The sequence below is a fragment of the Kitasatospora sp. NPDC005748 genome, from assembly GCF_040630735.1.
GTDB lineage: Bacteria > Actinomycetota > Actinomycetes > Streptomycetales > Streptomycetaceae > Kitasatospora.
Genome location: NZ_JBEXYD010000074.1, coordinates 1 through 17692, shown reverse-complemented (window position 1 = coordinate 17692; position 17692 = coordinate 1). Strand labels below are relative to the sequence as shown.

Below are 17692 nucleotides of genomic sequence, written 5' to 3'. Positions count from 1 at the left end.
AGACAGGAATGGCGGACTGCCCCGGAGCGGTCCGCGGCAGTCCTCAACCGACCGCCCCCGGTCAGAGGACGGCGGTCGCGAAGCAGTCACGCGGCCAGTGGCCGAGCCAGAAGGCCGCACTGGACTCCAGCTGTCCCTCGGTGGAGCCGTCGTGGGGCAGGAACTCGGTAGGCGCCAGGTATCCGTTACCGGGCTCCAACCGTAACCGGTAGCAGTGCAGCGGGCGCCCCTCTGCCACCCAACCGCGCACGTCATCGGTGTGCGGGTGTCGGGTGGCCCAATCAGTGTGCGCAGCACGGCAAACGGCCTGGGCGTCCTGATCGCAGACGAGCAGGTAGCGGACACCGGGACCGAGATTGACGCACAGGCGGCGACGACCGGTGTGTTTGGCCGAGTAGGCGAGCTTGTCCCAGTTGTCGAGGTGGAGACCGATCAGGCGGCCGTCACGGTGGTTCGGCGTCGTGGTGAGCGCGTCGGCCGAGCCGAGTGCCCGGCCGAGATACGTGACGCCCGGATCGTCGAGCCGGGCTCGGTCAATGTTCTTGACATCGACCAGCTCCACCAGAATGTCACCCGGAGTGCCCACCGCCGGGACCAGACGCTCGGCAAGCTCTCGGGTCACCGGCCGCCAGGGGCCGAAGGGCACCACGGCACCTTCCTCGTAGTGGCGTTGCCCGTGAACGGCTCGCACATCGGCCACCTCGCAGCGGCCGGCCAACTGATCGACCCCAACCGCGATGAGGAGGCTCATCGGCCCGACCTCCCGGCCGCGAGGTCATCACCCCACGTGACCGCGAGCTCGACGGTCAGGGCCCGGCCGAGGTCGACCTGCTGGGCGTGGTCGATGACGACCCTAGCCAGATTGGCGACGCCGCGGACGCCGCTCAGGTCGTTTCCGCGCAGATCCACGTCCTTGTAGACGCCCCTTCCGAACTCGGTGGCACGCAGCGTGCAGTCCTCCAGAACGGCACCCGTCAGATCGCACCCGGTGAACACCGCCTCGGAGAAGACGCAGCGGGAGAATACGACCGGCCCGGTGGCACGGACCTGCTCGAAGACGGAGTAGTCGAGCTTGCAGTTCTCGAAGATCACGTTGTCCAGGGTGAGACCGGCGAGATTCGCTCCCATGATCTTGCAGTTTCGGAAGACCACCCTGGACAGCTTGCTGTCGGCCCACTGCGCCGACCCGAGGTCGCAGCCGTCGAACTCGACCGAGTCGGCCCGCACGTCCTCCAGCCGGACCCTGGCGGCGCGCAGGCTACCGATGCGGCCGGTGATCAGCTGGGCGTGCGCGAGATCGAGATCGCGCAGGTCGGCGTCGGCGTAGTGGAAGCCCTGTACGGTGCCACGGCTGTTCTCCAACGAGGTGACGTTCGAAAGGTAACCGTCGGCAAGGTCGGGCAGGGTGACGCGAACGCGGCCGAAGGTGCGGGTGTCCATGGTTGTGTCTCTCTCGGGAACCGCCGGGCCCACGAGCATCTCGCGGGCCCGGCGTCGTCTGCGGGCTACTTCTTGTTCCAGTTGTCCCAGGTAGGCCGGTTGTCGAACTTGGGAGTGTTGTTGTCCCAGGTAGGCCGGTTGTCGAACTTCGCGACGACGGAGCCGGCCGTCGTCGCGTCCACCAGATCGGTGATCACGTCGGCCTCGATGGTGGCCAGCAGTTCGAGCAGCGTCATGCTGTGGTCTCCTTTCGGACGGTATCGGACAGGGCGACGAGAAGGGCCTGTCGCGACACGCGGCAGTAGTTCGTTTCAGTGGTGTCGAAGCGGCCGTTCTCGAAGTACCGGTTGCCGGCTTGCGCACCTCTGCAGAACCCGAAGAACTCGCAGGTTTCCTCACACGCGTCCAGACCGACCAGAAACTCGTCCACGTAGCGCAGGCGGTGGGCGGCCACCAGAACTTCGTCGATCGTCTGTTCCAGGATGTTTCCGGCCCGGAAGTCCAGATAGGCCGGCGCGGTGGTGCCCCCCCAACTCGGGCGACAGGAGGACGATGTCACCGGCGGACGACACGGTGGGGATCGGGTCGAGCAACACATCCTGCGGTGCCAGCCCTACCCGCAGCGAGCGCAGGTATCCACCAAGCCTGTCGATCTCCCGCACCTTCAGGCCCGGATGGCTACGGGTCCACGCAATCGTGCGGTACCAGAACTCGGTAGCATCCTCGAAGGACGGGGTCGGCCGATCGGTGCTGGCGCCTTCGCTCTCCTCGATGTTGAAACCGACAGTGTGGCACCCCAGGGAGGCGAAGAAGTCCAGCAGTTCCTCGGGGCGACCGATGCTCTCGGCTGTGACCACGGCGATCACGGAGAAGTCGATCCCGTGGCGCCGAAGCCGGGCGGTGCCTTTGGCAACGCGGTCGAAGATGGGCCTGCCGCGCCGGTCCACGCGGGCCGTGTTGCAGTCGGCCGGGCCGTCGATGCTCACACCCACACGGACCTCACGCTCAGCGAAGAAGTCGCACCACCGGTCACTGATCAAAGTGCCGTTGGTCTGCACGTAGTGGTGCAGTGCCCCCGCACGGCGGAGCTGCTCGAACGGGTCGGCGAGCTCGGCGAACCGCCGCACCCCGAGGCTGAGCGGCTCACCGGCGTGCCAAACCAGGTCGAGCGGCGCACCACGAGTCGCGAACTGCGTGGCGGAACGCGCAACCGCTTCGGCGACATCGATCGACATCGGAGCTCGCCGGTCCTTCTCGGGCAGGTAGCAGTACTCGCAGGCCACGTTGCAGTACCCGTCAGGCTGCAGCACGAGGGTGCGTGGTGTGGGGGCGATCCTCCGCCGGTAGCGATCGCGTGGTGGCGTATTGGACGATCCGACGTGTGTGGGCACCGCGATGCCCTGGAATTCGGCCGTCATGAGTGAGGGACGCGAGATACTCCCAGCCGTCGTCCCCGCCGTAGCCGGGGCCGGTCCGGCCCCGGCCACGCGCTGACCTCGGATCCTCGTCACCGAACCGTCCCCTCCACTGCGCCGAAGCACCGACAGCTCATCGCCGTCGCTCCGGAGGTCTGCCTGGCACAAGCCATCACGTACCACCTCCCAGGCTCACAAGAGCCCAAACGATCTTTCCGATTCCTCCCGGCCGGGGCTCGCAGCCCCACTCCAGGGACAACATCTCCACCAAGCACAACCCCCGGCCTGAACAATCGGACGAGTCGATCGAGCGGCGAATCACAGGCTTGTCGCAACTCGCGTCGTGCACCGCGATGCGGAGGTGCCCGCAGACGATCTCGAACCGGACCACGATCTCCCGACCGGGTGACACCCGCGCATGCACCACGGCGTTGGACACCAACTCGGTGACGACCAGCTGGCCGTCATCTGCGAAAGCCGCCCCACCGGGGACCTGAGCAAGGAACGCACGCAGGTGCCCACGGGCCGTCCCTGCCGAGCGCCTGTGGCGGGGCAGCGCCTCCTCAAATGCGACTGTCCCGGCAACCCGCCCCTGGGACGCAGCGTCTCTCCGGAGATCTCCCGAACTGATCACGTGCACCACCTTCCCGATGCCTAGCGGGCCGGAGGCGATCGTCCCGGCCGTGGAAACCAGGTTGCCGAGAGATGACTTCGCGAACGTACCCAAGCTGATAGCCCACGGTGGGTAAACTCACAGACAATCAACTTCCGAGTGCAGAGCGTTGATAGACCGCGAGGGTAGTGGTGACCGAAGCTCGCGTTCCGGACCGGCTCCCGCCGGGCCTGCTGTCCGACCCAGAGATGATCGCCGCCTGTCGAAGACGAGACTTCGGTGCGATATTTCGGCTGGTCAAGCTGGCGGGGATCTACCCGTCACTCATCGCTCGGTCCTGCGACATGACGCCGAGCCGAGTCGGCGAGGTGATGGCCGGAAGGCGGAAGGTCGAGAAGATCGACCTCGTTGAGCGAATCGCCGACGGCCTTCGTATCCCGGGACACATGCTCGGCCTGGCCGACCGGGCTTGGGAACGGGAGTCACCCCCACCCCGGTCACGACGCCTGCTACCGAACCCGGACAACGCCACCGGGGGCCACGGTTCACTCATCGACGCCGAACTCTTCGTCAGTCACCTGCGCGGCCTCATGCCCAACCACTACAAGACCGCGAACCTGCTCGGCTCTCGTCATTCACTCGACTCGGTGAAGCAGCACGTCCACGCCCTCGACCGCCTCCAGCAGAGCACCTGCGGCAGCGCCAGGGAACAACTCCTCACCATCGGTGCCCGGACCGCCGAGTTCCTGGGCTGGTTGAACCAAGATCTCGGTGACTTCAGCCAGGCAATCTACTGGTCGGACCGAGCAATGGAATGGGCTCAGGAGTCCGGCGACGACAGGATGGCTGCCTACGTGCTCTTCAGGAAGAGCAATCAGGCCACCGCCCGCCGCAGCCCGCAACAGGCCGTCGGGCTCGCACGGGCCTGCCAGCGTGCTCCAGGTACCACGCCACGCATCAGAGCCCTGGCCGCACAGCAGGAAGCCCAAGGCCACGCCCTCATGGGCAACCCTCGCCTCGCCCAAGCCAAGTTCGACGAGGCACACGAGCTGGCAGCGGACCCGGAAGAGCCGCATGACGATGATGCCCTCGACATGGCCTACTGCACGCCGACCTACATCGAGATGCAGCGTGCCGGTTGCTTGATCGAGCTGGGTGATCCACACGCAGCTGTAGAGATGCTCGAGTCCGAGCTGCGCGTCCTGCCACCGGCCTACCGCACCGACCACGGCGTGTACCTTTCACGGCTGGCACGTGCCTATGCGGTCTCGGGTGAACCCGGACAGGCCGCCACGGCAGCGAGCCGGGCCCTGTCCATTGCCATCGACGCGGAGTCGGCGCGGGCGCTTGCGGAGCTGTCCGCGGCCGCCCGCACGCTCCAGCGGTGGGGCACCGTACCCGAAGTGGCAACGTTCACCGGTCGCTTGAGACTCGTGAGCGCCACAGCCTTCCCTCGACCTTTTCCGACCTGATGGGAGAGGCTGAGCCCATGGACGCACTGATCACTGTCGCCACCTCCGCCGACGAAGGCCGGCGTGGCGCAAGAATCGCCGTGCTGCCGGTTGGCAGCTTCGAGCAGCACGGCGCCCACCTGCCCTTGACCACCGACACCGTGGTCGCGAGCCTGATCGCCCGACGCATCGCCGCCGACCACGACCTCTTCCTCCTGCCGCCCATCACCCTCTCCTGCTCGCACGAGCACGCCCACCTGCCCGGCACCGTGAGCATCAGCGCCGCCACCCTGTACGCCGTGGTCAACGACATCTGGAGGTCTCTCCAGGCCTCCGGCGTCCCCGGCCTGCTCGTCGTCAATGGCCACGGCGGGAACTATGTGCTCTCCAACGTCGTCCAGGAGGCCAACACCACCGGCCCGCGCGTCGCTCTCTTCCCCGTCCGCGAGGACTGGCAGCAGGCCCGCACCGAGGCCGGTCTCGAAAGCAGCGGCGCCGAGGACATGCACGGTGGCGAGCTTGAGGTCTCCCTCCTGCTCCACGGCGCCCCGCACCTGATCCGTGACGGCATCGAGCAGGACGACCACTCTGCCCCCGAGCGGCCCCATCTCCTCACCCTTGGCATGGCCGGCTACACCGGGAACGGCATCATCGGCCGCCCTTCCCTCGGCTCGGCCTCGAAGGGGAGGGCGGTACTCGACAGCCTGTCGAAGTCGGCAGGCGCGCATCTCGCCCACCTCACCGGATGACATCGTCGAGCGCACCACCGCGGGGCCGCTGAGGCTCAGCGGCCCCGCGGCATTCGGAAGGCGGAGTCCGAGCCGCCACGCATGCCCGGAGACGACGAGAAGGAGGTCCCCGCCTCAGTGGCGGGAACCTCCTTCGCCCAGCTCAGTAGGTCCGCTACCGCGTCCCGTCCGTCAGGCGCCCGTCTCCACCGCGAAGCGGGTGGAGACGTCCTGCCAGTTGACGACGTCCCAGAGCTTGGTGACGTAGTCCGGGCGGACGTTGCGGTACTGCAGGTAGTACGCGTGCTCCCAGGCGTCGAAGGCCAGCAGCGGGGTGGTGCCCTGGCCGACGTTGCCGTGGTGGTCGTAGACCTGCTCGACGATCAGGCGCTTGCCGAGCGGCTCCCAGGAGAGGATGCCCCAACCGGAGCCCTGGACGCCGGTGGTGGCGGTGGTGAGCTGCTTCTTGAACGCCTCGAAGCTGCCGAAGTGCTCGGTGATGGCGTCGGCCAGCGCGCCCTCGGGGCGGTCGCCGCCCTCCGGGGAGAGGTTCTCCCAGAACAGCGAGTGCAGCACGTGGCCGGAGAGGTGGAAGGCGAAGGTCTTCTGCAGGCCGACCAGACCGCCGAACTGCTCCTTGTCGCGCGCCTCGGCGAGCTGCTCCAGGGTGTCGTTGGCGCCCTTGACGTACGCCGCGTGGTGCTTCGAGTGGTGCAGCTCCAGGATCTCTGCGGACATCGCCCGCTCCAGCGCGGAGTAGTCGTACGGCAGGTCGGGAAGCGAGTAGGTGCTCATCAGGAGACGGGCCCTTTCAGCGAGTTCGGCGGTGGTGATCGTGCCGGGACAACACTATTGCGTACGGGTTGCAGAAACGAAGGGTGGGCTCCTGCATATTCCCCGTGTCCCGTCATGCACAATGGACGCTCAGATGTAATGAGCGGCAAGGGCGTGTGACCATGACCGGATCGCCGGTGGTGCTGGGGATCGAGTCGTCCTGCGACGAGACCGGGGCCGGCCTCGTCCAGGACGGGCGACTGCTCGGCCAGGCGGTGGCGTCCAGCATGGACGAGCACGCCCGCTTCGGCGGCGTGGTGCCCGAGATCGCCGCCCGCGCGCACGTGCACGCGATGGCGCCGGTGGTCCGCGAGGCGCTCGACCGGGCCGGGCTCACCCTCGCCGACGTCGGCGCCGTCGCCGTGACGGCCGGCCCCGGGCTCTCCGGCGCGCTCCAGGTCGGCGTGGCCGCCGCCAAGGGGTACGCCTTCTCGCTCGGCGTCCCGCTCTACGGGGTCCACCACCTGGCCGGGCACGTCGCCGCCGCGACACTGGACGGCGGGCCGCTGCCGAACCCCTGCGTGGTGCTGATCGTCTCCGGCGGCCACACCTCCCTGCTGCTGGTCCGCGACCTCGCCCGGGACCGGATCGTCCACCTCGGCGACACGCTGGACGACGCGGCCGGCGAGTGCTTCGACAAGGTCGCCCGGATCCTCGGCCTGCCCTACCCCGGCGGCCCCGCCATCGACCGCGCCGCCCGCGACGGCGACCCGCGCGCCGTCCGGCTGCCGCGCCCGCTCACCGGGCCGCATGACGATCCGTACGCGTTCTCCTTCTCCGGCCTCAAGACCGCCGCCGCCCGCTGGGTCGAGGCGCGGCGCGCCACCGGCGGCGAGCCGAACGTCCCCGACGCGGCCGCCGCGCTCCAGGAGGCGATCGCCGACGTGCTGACCCGCAAGGCCGTCCGCGCCTGTACCGACCACGGCATCACCACCCTGGTGGTGGTCGGCGGCGTCGCGGCCAACTCCCGCGTCCGGGAGCTGGCCGAGCGGCGCTGCGCCTCGGCCGGGATCACCCTGCGGGTGCCGCCGCTGCGGCTGTGCACCGACAACGGCGCGATGGTCGCCGCCATCGGCGACCTGCTGGTGCGGGCGGGCGCCGAGCCGGCGCCGGCCGACCTCTCGATCGACCCGTCCGCCCCGCTGGAGTTCGCGGTGCTCACCCCGCTCGCCGCGCCCCGGGCCGCCTGACCCGCTCCCTCCGCGCCGCCCCTGCCCCGACCGCCTCCTGACAACGTTTCGGTTGCGGCGGCGGGCAATCCGATCCGGGGTCTTCCCGCCGCCGTGCGACATGTGCCATTTTACATGTCACACATCGGCGGTCGCGTCCCCAACAACGCGGCCACGAACGGCCCCGGAGGCCCCCACAGATGCGTCCCTCCCGGATATCCAAGGCCACCCTGCGCAGAGTGCCCGCACTCGGCGCGGCCTTCTTCCTCGCGCTCGGCCTGTTCGCCCCCCAGAGCCACGCCGCCCCGGTCGGCCCGGCCGCGCCCGCCAAGGCCGCCACCGGAGCCACCCCGGCGTCCGCGCCGAAGGCGATCCCGGTGCCCAAGTCCCCCGACGCGAGCACCGGCGACCGCCCGCTCGCCGCCGAGAGCACCGGAAGGGCGAGCACCGCCCACCCGGCCACCGAGGCCGCGCCGGCCGCCGACAGCAAGGGCGGCAAGAGCGCCAAGCAGTTCTCCGCGGCTCCGGCGGCCGTCGACTGCAACCTCTCCGGCGTGCTCGGCGCCTCGGGCGGCGCACTGGTCCAGCAGCTCACCGCGCTCCCCGACGTGACCTGCACCTACCCGCTGTTCAACCTCACCGGGGCGGACGCGGGCAAGGTCTTCCGCGAGGCCCAGATGGTGACCGTCGCCGACGCGCTGCGCACCGCCTCGGCCGGCTACGCGGGCAACAACAGCGCCTCGATCGGCCAGCTGGTGATGTTCCTGCGGGCCGGCTACTACGTGCAGGAGAACAACGCCGCCTCCGTCGGCGGCTACGGCGCCCCGCTGCAGACCTCGATCCGCGGCGCGCTGGACGCCTTCTTCGCCGCCCCGCACAGCCAGGACGTCACCGAGGCCAACGGCGCCACCCTCAACGAGGCCGTCACGCTGATCGACAGCTCGCACGAGAACGGCCGGTACGCCGGCGTCGTCAAGCGGCTGCTCGCCGGCTACAACAGCACCTGGCCGGCCTCGATGGACCTCGCCGTGCAGCACGTCGAGTGGGTCATCGAGAGCGGCTTCGACCTGGAGCACGGCGACCGCGGCTTCGTCGCCGCCCTCCAGGCCGACCCGTCCATCGCCACCGCCTGGGCCGGCTTCGTCACCCGCAACGGCGCGATGCTCAACGGCGGCGACGTCGTCACCCGGATCGGCATGCAGCTCGGCAACCTGGTCGCCGTGGACGGCCTCCGGGCCCAGGGCCGCCCCCTGGTCAAGGACCTGATCAACCGCTACCCGCTGGTCGGCGCCACCGGCCCGCTCACCATGAACCTGGTCTGGTTCACCGAGAAGAAGGACGCCGGCAACTGCACCGTCTACGGCACCTGTGACCTGCCGAAGCGGCTCGTCCCGCTGGTGCTCACCGTCGACCACACCTGCAACGCCAACCTGCGCATCCGCGCCCAGGACATGACGGCCCAGCAGCTGGCCGACACCTGCACCAGCCTGGTCAACGAGGACGCCGCCTTCCACAAGGTCATCAAGGACAACGGCCCGATCCCCGGCGACCTGAACACCAGCCTGGAGGTCGTCGCCTTCGACGACTACTACAACTACTCGCTGTACGCCTGGCTCATGTACAACATCGCGGTCGACAACGGCGGCATGTACGAGGAGGGCAACCCGGCCGCGGCCGGCAACCAGGCCCGCTTCATCGCCCACGAGGCCGACTGGCTGCGCCCCGCCTTCCAGATCTGGAACCTCAACCACGAGTACACCCACTACCTCGACGGCCGCTACAACATGGCCGGTGACTTCGAGGCCGGGATGACCACCCCGACCATCTGGTGGGTCGAGGGCATCGCCGAGTACATCTCGTACAGCTACCGCGGCGAGCGCTACGCCGCCGCCATCACCGAGGCGGGCAAGGGCACCTACAAGCTGAGCACCCTCTTCGACACCACCTACGACAACGCCGACTCGACCCGGATCTACAACTGGGGCTACCTGGCCGTCCGGTACATGCTCCAGTCGCACCCGCAGGACGTCGACGCGCTGCTCGCCAGGTACCGGGTCGGCGACTGGGCCGGCGCCCGCACCCTGCTCACCTCCACCATCGGCACCCGGTACGACGCCGACTTCGCGAGCTGGCTGACCGCCTGCGCGGCCGACAACTGCGGCACCCTGCCCGCCGACCAGGCCCCGCTCTGCGGCGCCGCCGACACCCGCCAGTTCGACAAGAACTGCCGCCGGGACAACGTCGCCGCCGCCACCGGCAACTACAGCTACAGCTTCCTGTACCTGCCCGCCGGCGTGAAGCAGCTGACCGTCACCACCACCGGCGGCTCCGGCAACGCCGACCTGTACTACAACGGCGGCAGCTGGGCCACCACCGGCTCCTACCTGGCGAAGTCCGCCAACGCCGGGAACGGCGAGACGCTGACGATCACCAACCCGCCCTCCGGCTGGGTCTACTTCAGCCTCTACGCCCAGCAGGGCTTCAACGGCGCCACCGTCACCACCCGGTACCAGTAAGGCACCGAGCAGTACCAGGAGGCACCACGCAGTACCGGTAGCACCACGCAGTAGGCACCGCTCGCACCCGGCACGGCCGGCGAAGGGCCCCGCTCCCGGCGGGGCCCTTCGCCACGTCCCGGCACCGGCCGTCAGGCTCCGGCCCCGGCCGGCCCGGCGGACCAGGCGACCAGCGGCGGCCGGACGGCGGCGCAGAGCGGGTGCCCCTTGCCGTCGGTCAGCCCGAGCCGGGCCACCAGGGTGCCGCCGCGCACGGCCGCGTCGGCGGTGTCCGGATCGACCGCCGCCAGCATCAGCTTGGCCCGGCGGAACATCGTGAAGCCCTCCGGCCCGGCCGCGACCCCGTCCGTGCGGCCGCTCGCGATCCAGGAGAGGTAGAGGAACCGGGCCCCGGACCGCCCTGGACGTAGGGGCCGAGCAGCTCCACTCCCGACGGGAGCGGCTTCGCGGTGCACTCCAGGGTCCAGGCCGCCCGGGCCGCGTCGCCCGGCTGCGGGTCGAGCAACTCGCCAGGCCGGCCGCGCCGTTGCACGGCGACATGGATGTCCTGGTAGCCCGGGAACCCCGGCGCCGCGGGGCAGCTGCGCCCCGGGAGGTCGGTGGCCTCGATCCTGATCCGCACGCTCGTGTTCGCCATGGGCACCATCCTCGCGCGCCGGACCGGCCCGGCGTCCGCACCGGGGCGGGGGCCGCGGGGACACCCGCATTCCTGTGGCAGGCCCGCCCGCCCGCCGTCAGGATGGGAGGCCAGGGAACACAGCCCCGACCCGATCGGACCGCGATGACCGACCAGCACAACGTCGTCCTGCTCACCTTCCCGGACCCGTCCGCCTGCCGGCCCGCGTTCGAGGAGGCCGAGCACCTGCCCGGACTCCGGCAGGCCGCCGTCCTGGAGCGCTCCGCCGACGGCCTGCTGGAGACCAAGGACGGCTACGCGCGCGGGGCCGGGGTGGCCACGGTGGGGTCGGGCGTGGTCGGCGGCCTGATCGGGCTGCTCGGCGGGCCGATCGGCTCGCTGCTCGGGTTCGCGGCCGGCGCGGCGCTCGGCAACGCCGCCGAGGAGGGCCGCGCCGCCACCGGCGGGGCCGGGCTGATCGTGCTCTCGCCGCGGGTGCCCGACGGAGCGGCGGTGCTGGTGCTGGACATCCGCGAGGCGTCCCCGGCCCCCGCCGACGAGTTCGCCGCCCGGCACGGGGCGACGGTCGAGCGGATCGACGCGGAGGACTTCGCCGGGCAGGTCCGCGCCGCCGAGGAGCGCGCCGAGACCCCGGCGGACGACGGGCCGGACGGCCCCGGCACGGACGGCGGGCCGGGTGCGGCGGACGGGCCGCAGCGGACGGACGGCGCCGGGGCCTGACGGCGGCCCGCGCTACGGCGCGGGGCGGACGATCCGCCGGACCAGCTCCGCCGTCCACTCCACGTACTCGATCTCGGCGCCGTCGGCGTGCCGGGCGTAGAGGAAGCGGCCGGTCGGCGCGGGCGTCTCGGGGGTGGTGATCACCGCCCCGGCGGCCAGCAGGGTGGCCCTGAGCTCGTCCAGGTCGGTGACCACGACGGTCGCGGTGGCGTGCGCGTACCGGGCGCGCTCCCCGGCCGTACCGGCGATCACCAGGAAGTCCCCGACGGCCGCCAGCTCGACGGCCTCGAAGCCCAGTCGCAGGTCGGGCTCGGCGCCGGTGAGCGTCCGCAGCAGCGGCAGGGCCTCGTCGAGGCTGTCCACCCAGAGGCGGGCGTAGGTCTTCAGGATGGCCATGGGTGCTCCGAATCGTCCGGACCGCGGCGGCACTCGCCGCCGATCGCCCGCTCACCCTAGGCACGGGAGGCGCGGGCGGAGAAGAACGCACTTTCCGGTGACCGGGGCACCTTCCGGTGACCGACCCCCCGTCACGGACCGGCCGGGGGCGCGGGACCACGGCCGCCGGGTGCGGCGGCTCAGTCGTGCCGCCCTCAGTCGTGCGGTGGCTCAGTCGTGCGGCCCTCAGTCGTGCGGTGGCTCAGTCGTGCTGCCCTCAGTCGTGCGGTGGCTCAGTCGTGCGGCGGCAGCCCGCTGATCTGGTGGTCGGCGACGTTGAGCGCCTCGTTGACCAGCCGGCGCAGATGCCCGTGCCGCAGGGCGTAGACCACCCGCCGCCCGTCCTTGCGGGTGGTGACCAGGCCCGCCAGCCGGAGCTTGCCCAGGTGCTGGCTGACCGACGGCCGCGCCGCGCCGCACGCCTCGGTCAGCGTGGTCACGTCGGCCTCGCCCTCGCCCAGGCGGTGCAGCAGTGCGAGCCGGGTGCGGTCGGCGAGCAGCGCGAGGACGGCGGCGGCGGTCTCCAGCCGCTCGTCGCCGGGCGGGCGCTTCGCGTCGTCCGGCCGCGGCCCGCCGACCGGCTGTTGCGACCGATGTGCACCTGACAGCCGCACGCTCCCGCTCATGGCCACATCGTAGAGCGCTCACCCGTTCGCGCGCGGCGCGGGACGACGGCACGGGCGGCCGTGCGGACGGCGGCGCCCTCGGGGCCGCCGGCGGGCTCACCGCTCCCGCAGGTCCACCACCCGGCGGATCTTCCCCACCGAACGCTCCAGGGTGTACGGCTCCACCACGTCGACCTCCACGGTGACGCCGACGCCGTCCTTCACGCCCCGGGCGATCGCCGCGGCGGCGGCCTCGCGCTGCTCGGGCGCGGCGTCCGGGCGGGCCTCGACCCGGACCGCCATCCGGTCCAACCGGCCCTGCCGGGTGAGCCGGAGCTGGAAGTGCGGCGCCACGGCGGGGGTGCGCAGCAGGATCTCCTCGATCTGGGTCGGGAAGACGTTCACCCCGCGCAGGATGATCATGTCGTCGCAGCGGCCGGTGACCTTCGCCATCCGCCGGAAGGCGGGCCGGGCCGTCCCCGGCAGCAGCCGGGTGAGGTCGCCGGTGCGGTACCGGACGACCGGCAGCGCCTCCTTGGTCAGCGAGGTGAACACGATCTCGCCGCTCTCGCCGTCGGGCAGCACCCGGTCGGTGAGCGGGTCGACCACCTCCGGGTAGAAGTGGTCCTCCCAGATGTGCAGCCCGTCCTTGGTCTCCACGCACTCCTGGGCGATGCCCGGGCCCATCACCTCGGAGAGGCCGTAGATGTCGACGGCGTGGATGTCCATCCGCTCCTCGATCTCGTGGCGCATCGCCTCCGTCCACGGCTCGGCGCCGAAGATGCCGACCCGCAGCGAGGTGCTCCGCGGATCGACGCCCTGCTTCTCGAACTCGTCGAGCAGGGTGAGCAGGTAGGAGGGGGTGACCATGATGATCTCGGGCCGGAAGTCCTGGATGATCTGCACCTGCCGGGCCGTCATCCCGCCCGAGGCGGGGATCACCGTGCAGCCCGCCCGCTCGGCGCCGTAGTGGGCGCCGAGACCGCCGGTGAACAGCCCGTACCCGTAGGCGACGTGCACCTTGTGGCCGCGCCGGCCGCCGGCCGCCCGGATGGAGCGGGCCACCACGTCGGCCCAGACCGAGAGGTCGTGCTCGGTGTACCCGACCACGGTGGGCCGGCCGGTGGTGCCGCTGGACGCGTGGATCCGGCGGACCTCCTCCACCGGGACGGCGAACATCCCGAAGGGGTAGCTCTCCCGCAGGTCGGCCTTGGTGGTGAAGGGGAACCGGGCGAGGTCACCGAGCGTGCGGCAGTCCTCGGGGGCCACCCCGGCCGCGTCGAACTTGCGCCGGTACAGCTCGACGTGGTCGTACGCGTGGCGCAGGGTGGCCCGCAGGTGCCGCAGCTGGTGCTCGGCCAGCTCCCCGGCGGTCATCCGCTCCCCGGCGTCGAGCAGCTTGGCCGGGAGCGGCTCCCCCCGGCGCCCGCACGGCGGGTTCGGGCCGGTCGTTCCTGCGCTCATCGCGTCTCCTCCGCCGTCTCCGCCCCAGCTCAGCCACCGACCGATCATTCGGTCAGTGTTCGACGGGCCAAGTAATCCAGCACCCGAACCGGCTGTCAAGGGACGCGGTCCCGGGCGGCCGGCGATCGCTCACCAGGTGCGGGCGGCCGCCAGCAGGTGGTCCCGGACCCGGGCCACCCGGCCGTCCGGGTGGGCGCCGGGGCGTTCGACGAGGTAACCGGTGTTGATCGGCGGGTCCTCCGGGTCGTCCAGCAGCACCAGCCGGCCGTCGGCCAGCCGGTCCGCGCAGAGGTAGCGCGGGACGACCGCGAAGCCCGCGCCGGCGGCCACCGCGGCGACCACCCCGCGCAGGTCGGGCACGGTCAGGGCGGCCCGGCAGGCGAGCCGGCGGCCGAACACATGGCGCCAGTAGCGGCGGACGATCGGCAGGTCCTCGGCGTAGGCGACCAGCGGTACCCCGTGCAGGGCGGCCGGGCCCTCGGCCGCGAGCCGCCCGCCCAGGCGCTCGGCCCAGACCGGCGCGGCGACCAGGACGAACTCCTCGTCGCCCATCGGCACGGCCGACAGGGCGCGCCCGCGCGGTCTGCTCGTCGCGATGACCAGGTCGTGGCGGCCCGCGCGCAGCTCCTCCAGCAGCGGCTCGGTCAGGCCCGCGGTCACCCGCAGCCGCACGCCCCCGGCGACCAGCGGGGCGAGCGCGGGCAGGACGAGGGTGCCGAGCAGTTCGGCGGGCCCGGCCAGGTGGACCGGCTCGCCCTCGGCCTCGGGGCGCGCGCCGGGGCCGGTGGCGGCGGCGAGCGCGTCCAGCGGACCGGCGATCCGGGCGGCGAGTTCATCGGCGACCGGCGTCGGGGCCACCCCGCGCGGCAGCCGCTCGAACAGCTCGCGCCCGCCCTGGCGCTCCAGCGCCCGGATCTGGGTGGTCACCGTGGGCTGGGAGAGGCCCAGCACCTGGGCGGCGGCCGTGAACGACCCGGCCCGGTGGACGGCCAGGAAGGTGCGCAGCAGGTTGAGGTCGGCGGGCCCGGCCGGCAGCGGTGACGGCACCGGTGGCACGGCGGACTCCTCGGCGTCGGGGCGGTTCACCCGGCAAGCCTATTCCCCGGCACCCATTGGAATGCCTATGGCAGCCATCGGATCAGCCATTGGTGACACCCGGGAGACCCGGCCTATCGTCGGGTCCATCGCCGAACTGACGGTCCGGACCGGAAACGTCAGTGCATCCAGGGCGTCAGACCGTACACCGGGCCCGACGGCCCCTCCCGCAGAGAAGAGCCCCCAGCATGTCGAAGATCCTCTTCGTCCTCACCGGCGCCACCTACTGGACGCTGGCCGACGGCACCCAGCACCCCACCGGCTTCTGGGCCGACGAGGCCGTCGCCCCGTACGAGGCGTTCCGGGCCGCGGGCCACACGGTCACCGTCGCCACCCCGGGCGGGGTGATCCCGACCGTCGACTCGGGCAGCCTGGCCCCCGAGTTCAACGGCGGCGAGGAGGGCGCCGCGAAGGTCGCGGCCGCGCTGGACACCTTCGTGGAGCTGCGCCACCCCGTGCGGCTGGAGGACGTGGACCTCGCCGACTACGACGCCGTCTTCTACCCGGGCGGCCACGGCCCGATGGAGGACCTCGCCGTCGACCCCGTCTCCGGCCGGCTGCTGGTCGCCGCCCTGGCGTCCGGCAAGCCGCTCGGCGTGGTCTGCCACGGACCGGCCGCGCTGCTGGCCGCCGGGCTGCCGGACGGCTCCAACGCCTTCGCCGGCTACCGGCTGACCGGCTTCACCAACGCCGAGGAGACCCAGGCCGGCCTGGCCGGCAACGCGAAGTGGCTGCTCCAGGACCGCCTGGTCGCGGCGGGCGTGGACTTCCAGGAGGGCGAGCCGTGGGCCCCGAAGGTGGTCGTCGACCGCAACCTGGTCACCGGCCAGAACCCGGCCTCCGCCGCCCCGCTCGCCGTCGAGCTGCTGAAGAAGCTGGCCTGACGGCCGTGGCCGCCGACCGGCTGGACGAAGTCCTCGACGCCGCCTACGCCTGCCTCACCCGGTACGGCGTGCGGCGCACCACGATGGACGACATCGCCGGTGCCATGGGCGTGTCCCGATCGGCGGTCTACCAGTACGTCCGGGGCAAGGACGACGCCTTCCGCCGGCTCGCCGAGCGCCTGCACCGGCAGGCGCTCGCGCGGGCCCGACGGGCCGCCGCCGTGCCGGACGCCCCCCACGCCGAGCGCGTCCGCGGCGTGCTCGCCGCCAAGCTCGACCTCGCCCTGACGCTTGCCGGGGACTCCCCGCACACCGCCGAACTCCTGGACGGCGGGGCCAGGTTGTTCGCCCCCGGCTGTGCCGCCTTCGGCGCCGAGCTGCGCGGCCTGCTCACCGGGCTGTTCACCGAGTCGTTCGCCGAGGCCGGGCTGGCCGCCGACGCCGCGCCCGCCGGTCCGGGCCGGTCCGCGCGGGTGGGGCCGGCCGAGGCCGCCGAGATCGGCCTCGCCCTGGTGCGCGGCCTGGAGTCCGCGCCGAACGCCCGGCACCTCCTCGGCCCGGCCTCCGACGCGCTTACCGCGGGCCTGCTGCGCCCCTGAACCGGCCCGCGGTGAGCGCGTCGAAGGCCAGCGGCTCAGGCGGCCGCGGCGCTCAGGCGGCCGGGGCGCTCAGGCGACGACCGGGGGGCCGAACTCGCGGACGGCGTCGGCCACGATGGCGTCGAGCGTCGCGTGGTGGGCGCCCCGCCAGTAGGCCTGCCCGCAGTCGGTGCACTGCGCGAACGCGTCGTACGACCGCTCGGTGCCGTCCCGGAGCTGGTCCTGCACCGAGGTCTTGGCGACGGTGCGCAGCGTCCCGTTGCAGGTGGTGCACCTGCTCCAGGGGGCGAGCGGGGGCGCGAAGCGCGAGAGCACGTCCCGCAGCTGGTCGGCGGGCCGGTGGCTGTAGACGTAGGCGCCCGCCCAGAGTTCGCGGCGGCGCAGCAGGCCGCGGTCGCGCGAGAGCATCACACGCTGTTCGGCGGCCGAGCGGGCCGCCAGCGCGGCGTCGCCGATGTCCGGGTTCTCGTAGGCGGCGTCGACGCCCAGCAGCCGCAGCCGGCGCGCGAGCGTCCCGAGGTGGACGTCGAGCAGGAACCGGGGCGGCTCGGCCGATGCCTGCGGCCTCCGGACGGCCCGCACCGACACCAGCTCACCGTCCCCGGGGATGTGCGCGGCGGCCACCGGCCGCCCGTCCACGAGCAGTTCGCCGACCTCGGTGAGCGGGACACCGAGTGACTCCACCACGTGTCCGAGCGTCGCGGCCCCGTCGGTCCGCAGCGCGGACCGCTCCGCCCGCCGCCCGGCGGGGAGGAAGACGTGCAGGTCGGGGGCGAAGCTCAGCCAGATCTCCGGTCTCTCCACCCGGCCAGCATGCCAGCGGGCGGGCGGTGGCGGCCAGCACTTTTCGACGGCCGCGGGGGGCCGCCGCGCCGCCGCCCCCGGCCCGCTCCCGGGGAAGCCCGGCCGCTCCCCACCCGTCGGGGGGTGGGGAGCGGCCGGGCGGCGCGGGCGGGCGTCAGCGGAAGGTCCGGAGCCGGAGGCTGTTGCCCACCACGAAGACGGAGGAGAAGGCCATGGTGGCGCCGGCGATCATGGGGTTCAGGAGGCCGGTGGCGGCGAGGGGGAGGGCGGCGAGGTTGTAGCC

At 72.1% G+C, this 17692-nt stretch carries 18 protein-coding genes and 1 pseudogene; 7 read left to right on the top strand and 12 right to left on the bottom strand.

Going from position 1 to position 17692, the window contains the following annotated elements; translation table 11 throughout:
- Positions 1-61: 61 nt before the first annotated feature.
- From ABZ495_RS32620 to ABZ495_RS32600, 5 genes are all read right to left on the bottom strand, one after another.
- Entirely contained in the window at positions 62-751 is a 690-nt protein-coding gene (locus ABZ495_RS32620) for a hypothetical protein (RefSeq protein WP_359808127.1), read from the bottom strand.
- Positions 748-1440, bottom strand: a complete 693-nt coding sequence (locus ABZ495_RS32615; RefSeq protein ID WP_359808129.1) for a pentapeptide repeat-containing protein — start codon at positions 1438-1440, stop codon at positions 748-750. Before ABZ495_RS32615 ends, ABZ495_RS32620 begins: the two co-directional genes overlap by 4 nt.
- A 65-nt stretch (positions 1441-1505) precedes the next feature.
- A complete protein-coding gene (gene amcA, locus ABZ495_RS32610; RefSeq protein ID WP_359808130.1) occupies positions 1506-1676 on the bottom strand; it encodes a multiple cyclophane-containing RiPP AmcA in 171 nt (56 codons plus the stop codon).
- A gap of 159 nt (positions 1677-1835) precedes the next feature.
- Positions 1836-2858, bottom strand: a complete 1023-nt coding sequence (locus tag ABZ495_RS32605; protein WP_359839449.1) for a radical SAM protein — start codon at positions 2856-2858, stop codon at positions 1836-1838.
- Positions 2859-3027: 169 nt separating this feature from the next.
- Positions 3028-3489 carry an ATP-binding protein gene (locus ABZ495_RS32600; protein WP_359839454.1) on the bottom strand — a complete coding sequence of 154 codons (462 nt, stop codon included), beginning with the start codon at positions 3487-3489 and terminating at the stop codon, positions 3028-3030.
- Positions 3490-3659: 170 nt separating this feature from the next.
- On the opposite strand from ABZ495_RS32600, the gene ABZ495_RS32595 reads away from it, so the two are divergent.
- Together ABZ495_RS32595 and ABZ495_RS32590 are read left to right on the top strand one after the other, a co-directional pair.
- Positions 3660-4940, top strand: a complete 1281-nt coding sequence (locus tag ABZ495_RS32595) for a hypothetical protein (RefSeq protein ID WP_359839448.1) — start codon at positions 3660-3662, stop codon at positions 4938-4940.
- A gap of 17 nt (positions 4941-4957) precedes the next feature.
- Positions 4958-5668, top strand: coding sequence for a creatininase family protein (locus ABZ495_RS32590; protein ID WP_359808135.1), 711 nt, complete (start codon positions 4958-4960; stop codon positions 5666-5668).
- Between the two features lie 171 nt (positions 5669-5839).
- On the opposite strand, the gene ABZ495_RS32585 is transcribed toward ABZ495_RS32590, so the two are convergent.
- Entirely contained in the window at positions 5840-6442 is a 603-nt protein-coding gene (locus ABZ495_RS32585) for a superoxide dismutase (RefSeq protein ID WP_359839446.1), read from the bottom strand.
- Positions 6443-6603: 161 nt separating this feature from the next.
- Here ABZ495_RS32585 and tsaD point away from each other — a divergent pair, with 161 nt between their 5' ends.
- Both tsaD and ABZ495_RS32575 read left to right on the top strand, forming a co-directional pair.
- Positions 6604-7671, top strand: a complete 1068-nt coding sequence (gene tsaD, locus ABZ495_RS32580; RefSeq protein ID WP_359839444.1) for a tRNA (adenosine(37)-N6)-threonylcarbamoyltransferase complex transferase subunit TsaD — start codon at positions 6604-6606, stop codon at positions 7669-7671.
- Positions 7672-7850: 179 nt separating this feature from the next.
- Positions 7851-10166, top strand: coding sequence for a collagenase (locus ABZ495_RS32575; protein WP_359839442.1), 2316 nt, complete (start codon positions 7851-7853; stop codon positions 10164-10166).
- 131 nt (positions 10167-10297) lie between these two features.
- On the opposite strand, the pseudogene ABZ495_RS32570 reads toward ABZ495_RS32575, so the two are convergent.
- A pseudogene (locus ABZ495_RS32570) lies at positions 10298-10803 on the bottom strand (DUF5990 family protein).
- A 144-nt stretch (positions 10804-10947) separates the two neighbouring features.
- Here ABZ495_RS32570 and ABZ495_RS32565 point away from each other — a divergent pair.
- A complete protein-coding gene (locus ABZ495_RS32565) occupies positions 10948-11523 on the top strand; it encodes a histidine kinase (protein ID WP_359808142.1) in 576 nt (191 codons plus the stop codon).
- A gap of 12 nt (positions 11524-11535) precedes the next feature.
- Here ABZ495_RS32565 and ABZ495_RS32560 read toward each other — a convergent pair whose 3' ends face one another.
- The 4 genes from ABZ495_RS32560 to ABZ495_RS32545 form a co-directional block, all read right to left on the bottom strand.
- Positions 11536-11919 (bottom strand): VOC family protein, encoded by a 384-nt coding sequence (locus tag ABZ495_RS32560; RefSeq protein WP_352297955.1) that lies wholly within the window; start codon positions 11917-11919, stop codon positions 11536-11538.
- Between the two features lie 272 nt (positions 11920-12191).
- The gene (locus ABZ495_RS32555) at positions 12192-12584 is read right to left on the bottom strand and encodes a metalloregulator ArsR/SmtB family transcription factor (protein ID WP_359808144.1); all 393 of its coding nucleotides are present in this window, start codon (positions 12582-12584) and stop codon (positions 12192-12194) included.
- Positions 12585-12680: 96 nt separating this feature from the next.
- On the bottom strand, positions 12681-14027 hold the full coding sequence (gene paaK / locus ABZ495_RS32550; RefSeq protein ID WP_359839440.1) for a phenylacetate--CoA ligase PaaK: 1347 nt from the start codon (positions 14025-14027) through the stop codon (positions 12681-12683).
- 129 nt (positions 14028-14156) lie between these two features.
- On the bottom strand, positions 14157-15062 hold the full coding sequence (locus tag ABZ495_RS32545) for a LysR family transcriptional regulator (RefSeq protein WP_359808160.1): 906 nt from the start codon (positions 15060-15062) through the stop codon (positions 14157-14159).
- A 248-nt stretch (positions 15063-15310) separates the two neighbouring features.
- Here ABZ495_RS32545 and ABZ495_RS32540 point away from each other — a divergent pair, with 248 nt between their 5' ends.
- Positions 15311-16006, top strand: a complete 696-nt coding sequence (locus ABZ495_RS32540) for a type 1 glutamine amidotransferase domain-containing protein (protein ID WP_329486573.1) — start codon at positions 15311-15313, stop codon at positions 16004-16006.
- A gap of 5 nt (positions 16007-16011) precedes the next feature.
- On the top strand, positions 16012-16605 hold the full coding sequence (locus ABZ495_RS32535) for a helix-turn-helix domain-containing protein (protein WP_359839438.1): 594 nt from the start codon (positions 16012-16014) through the stop codon (positions 16603-16605).
- 69 nt (positions 16606-16674) lie between these two features.
- Here the strand turns inward: ABZ495_RS32535 and ABZ495_RS32530 are convergent, their stop codons facing one another.
- Positions 16675-17409 (bottom strand): Mut7-C RNAse domain-containing protein, encoded by a 735-nt coding sequence (locus ABZ495_RS32530; RefSeq protein WP_359808149.1) that lies wholly within the window; start codon positions 17407-17409, stop codon positions 16675-16677.
- Between the last annotated feature and the right edge of the window lie 283 nt (positions 17410-17692).

Excerpts from the sequence above, each read along its gene's own strand:
- ABZ495_RS32575 (WP_359839442.1), top strand. The coding sequence starts at position 7,851 with ATGCGTCCCTCCCGGATATCCAAGGCCACCCTGCGCAGAGTGCCCGCA.
- ABZ495_RS32555 (WP_359808144.1), bottom strand. The coding sequence starts at position 12,584 with ATGAGCGGGAGCGTGCGGCTGTCAGGTGCACATCGGTCGCAACAGCCG.
- ABZ495_RS32565 (WP_359808142.1), top strand. The coding sequence starts at position 10,948 with ATGACCGACCAGCACAACGTCGTCCTGCTCACCTTCCCGGACCCGTCC.
- ABZ495_RS32560 (WP_352297955.1), bottom strand. The coding sequence starts at position 11,919 with ATGGCCATCCTGAAGACCTACGCCCGCCTCTGGGTGGACAGCCTCGAC.
- ABZ495_RS32620 (WP_359808127.1), bottom strand. The coding sequence starts at position 751 with ATGAGCCTCCTCATCGCGGTTGGGGTCGATCAGTTGGCCGGCCGCTGC.
- ABZ495_RS32540 (WP_329486573.1), top strand. The coding sequence starts at position 15,311 with ATGTCGAAGATCCTCTTCGTCCTCACCGGCGCCACCTACTGGACGCTG.
- tsaD (WP_359839444.1), top strand. The coding sequence starts at position 6,604 with ATGACCGGATCGCCGGTGGTGCTGGGGATCGAGTCGTCCTGCGACGAG.
- ABZ495_RS32590 (WP_359808135.1), top strand. The coding sequence starts at position 4,958 with ATGGACGCACTGATCACTGTCGCCACCTCCGCCGACGAAGGCCGGCGT.
- amcA (WP_359808130.1), bottom strand. The coding sequence starts at position 1,676 with ATGACGCTGCTCGAACTGCTGGCCACCATCGAGGCCGACGTGATCACC.
- ABZ495_RS32615 (WP_359808129.1), bottom strand. The coding sequence starts at position 1,440 with ATGGACACCCGCACCTTCGGCCGCGTTCGCGTCACCCTGCCCGACCTT.
- ABZ495_RS32605 (WP_359839449.1), bottom strand. The coding sequence starts at position 2,858 with ATGACGGCCGAATTCCAGGGCATCGCGGTGCCCACACACGTCGGATCG.
- paaK (WP_359839440.1), bottom strand. The coding sequence starts at position 14,027 with ATGAGCGCAGGAACGACCGGCCCGAACCCGCCGTGCGGGCGCCGGGGG.
- ABZ495_RS32585 (WP_359839446.1), bottom strand. The coding sequence starts at position 6,442 with ATGAGCACCTACTCGCTTCCCGACCTGCCGTACGACTACTCCGCGCTG.